The sequence below is a fragment of the Cereibacter sediminicola genome, from assembly GCF_007668225.1.
GTDB classification, from domain to species: Bacteria; Pseudomonadota; Alphaproteobacteria; order Rhodobacterales; family Rhodobacteraceae; genus Cereibacter_A; species Cereibacter_A azotoformans.
This window is the reverse complement of the sequence record NZ_VDEK01000084.1, coordinates 1-2,272: the sequence shown is the minus strand read 5'-3', so window position 1 is coordinate 2,272 and position 2,272 is coordinate 1. Positions and strand designations below refer to the sequence as shown.

At 63.2% G+C, this 2,272-nt stretch carries 1 protein-coding gene and 4 pseudogenes; 3 read left to right on the top strand and 2 right to left on the bottom strand.

Annotated elements, in window-relative coordinates; genetic code table 11:
- A pseudogene (locus tag FG154_RS20280) lies at positions 1–137 on the bottom strand (IS5/IS1182 family transposase); the annotation flags it as partial.
- A 116-nt stretch (positions 138–253) separates the two neighbouring features.
- Here FG154_RS20280 and FG154_RS20275 point away from each other — a divergent pair.
- Both FG154_RS20275 and FG154_RS20270 read left to right on the top strand, forming a co-directional pair.
- Positions 254–403, top strand: a pseudogene (locus FG154_RS20275) (IS3 family transposase); the annotation flags it as partial.
- Between the two features lie 16 nt (positions 404–419).
- Positions 420–744 (top strand): annotated as a pseudogene (locus tag FG154_RS20270) (IS5/IS1182 family transposase); the annotation flags it as partial.
- 105 nt (positions 745–849) lie between these two features.
- Here FG154_RS20270 and FG154_RS20265 read toward each other — a convergent pair.
- A complete protein-coding gene (locus tag FG154_RS20265) occupies positions 850–1,053 on the bottom strand; it encodes a hypothetical protein (protein ID WP_145111902.1) in 204 nt (67 codons plus the stop codon).
- 176 nt (positions 1,054–1,229) lie between these two features.
- Between FG154_RS20265 and FG154_RS21650 the strand changes: the two are divergent.
- Positions 1,230–2,075: pseudogene (locus FG154_RS21650) on the top strand (IS110 family RNA-guided transposase); the annotation flags it as partial.
- Between the last annotated feature and the right edge of the window lie 197 nt (positions 2,076–2,272).

Genomic DNA, 2,272 nt, shown 5'->3' with positions numbered 1-2,272 from the left:
CCGGCCCATTCGCGCTCGAAGAACTCCCAGTCGATCAGCCCCGCCAGCGTGACCAACTCGTGACGCATGTCGATCATGTCGACGAGGCGCGGCCGGAAGAGGTCGTTCTGCTCGGGAGGACGGGGACGATGCTTCATGCGACGGGCCAAAATTGCAGGGTTCCGCGCCGAATCCTATGAAATCCTGCAGGCCATGGCCACCAAAACCTCGGGTTTATCGCCTTGGATCAACCACTTCACGGTTGTTCAGGCCGGACTACCAGACCCCCGCAGGCTTCGCCCTGCACCTCGCCCAAGCAATCGCCCGACCCGCTGCGCGAGATGAAAGCTCCGCGTGCCGGGCGATTGCTCACCCCGCGCCGAAAGGTATAAATGACCATCGGGCTCCGGTCGCGGCTGGATGAAACTCCCGTGGCAGGTCACCACCCACCCAAGCGCACCGTCGTCGGCCGCGGCTACAAGTGCCACGGCGTCCAGCACACCCAGGTCCTGATCAGCGGCACCCGCCGCGGCCTGCCACCGGCGCTGCGCCGACGCAGCAGCATTGAGCCCGGGTCACAGGAAGACCGACGGAAGGCTCGCGCGCTGCTTTCTGAAGGGCACCTTCGCCGTCCCCTGCGGCTGCGGCCACAACATCCGCAAGATCCTCGCCCACCTGAGGAAGTTTCTGGCTGTCGTCATCGCCCTCGTCCTCGCGGTGATCCGGCGGGGGCAGCTCCAGGATTATAGCCACGCGGGTACTTGATCGCGTTGTTCAGGCTGAACTAAATATACGACGCTTTCTGGCGCATGCAACCGCATCCTGGGGAGTTCCCCGAATAAGCCGGGTTGAGAAGCGCGGGAGCTGTCTTCAGAAGAAGGCGAGGGCGAAGAGGACCAGCAAAAGCAGCAGGCCGAGTCCCGAGAAGATCAGCAACCAGAAGCCCACAGGGACCTTGCAGTTCTCCTCCGCCTGCTGGTCAAGGGCATGCGCTACGGCTTCCAAGTCAATCCCATATATCGATGGAGCTTGATCGGGCATTTGCTCGGTCTCTGAAGGCTTTGGAAGATACATGCAATACCACTCCCTGCGGCAATAAAGGGTTGAAACACTTAATCTACGGCCATGGGCAAAGCATCGCCTAGCTGTCTTTGGTTTCGTCTTTTGTTGTGTTCACACCCTTAAAGTTAGGAACCATTGATCATCCGCTTGCGGGGTGATTAACCTCTGCAAGGAGACTGAATGATGCGCGCAGTTACGTGAAGGCACAGCAGAACGACGACCGGGACGCCGAAGCGATTGCCGAAGCTGCGACGCGCCCGACCATGACCATGCGTTTTTTTGAGCTCAAGAGCGAGGAGCAACTCGACACCCAGACCCTGCACCGGGTGCGCGATCGCCTGGTCGGTGAGCGCACGTCCCTGACCAACCAGATCCGGAGCCTTCTGCTCGAATGTGGGCACATCGTGGCGCAGGGGCACGCCCCTCTGCGCCCCTTGTTGCGCGAGCTTCTGGATGACGGCACCGACGCCCTGAACCCGCGCATGGTCTTCCTGCTCAGCGACATGCCCGCCCGGTGGGACGAACTGGACCGCCGGGTTGCAGCATTCGACGCCGAGTTCGCCGCCATGGCGCGCAGCGACGACAGGGCCAGGTGACTGACCAGCATTCGCGGCATCGGGGCATTGAACGCGACCGCTCTCGTGGCCGCGGTCGGAAACGCGGCAACCTTCGGCAAGGGCCGCGACCTCGCCGCATGGCTGGGCCTGGTGCCGCGCCAAGCCACCACCAGCGGCAAACTACGGCTGCTCGGAATGGCCAAGCGTGGCAGCAGATATCTGCGAAAGATGCTGATCCAAGGCGCCCGGTCGGCGATGTCGACGCTCGCGAGGGGCGACACCGAGGTCGGTGCGCGGCTGCGGGCGCTCCTGAGACGGGCCCACCAGAATGTTGCCGTCGTCGCCTTGGCCGCGAAGATGGCTCGCACCGTCTTGGCGCTGCTGCGCCACGGCCGGACTTTACGCACCCGTGCCCATGACCGCGGGCTCACGAACGCGCGCCCGCCCAAACCCCGGGCGGGCGCGAAAAGCGGCTAGTGGTGAGTGGAAGATGGCCTGAGAGTCGATCGGTGTCCTGAAACCTCCGGCGAAGAATGGCCCCTCGAGGTCGGCCCCTGTATGAGGAGCGGGACGCGCGGTTCTCCATCTTGGCCCGGCTTATTCGTAAGGCTCCGCCGAGGCTTGCAGTTACCCACAAGTTGGTGCGGTGAATTGATTCACCTGCCAGCCTTGGT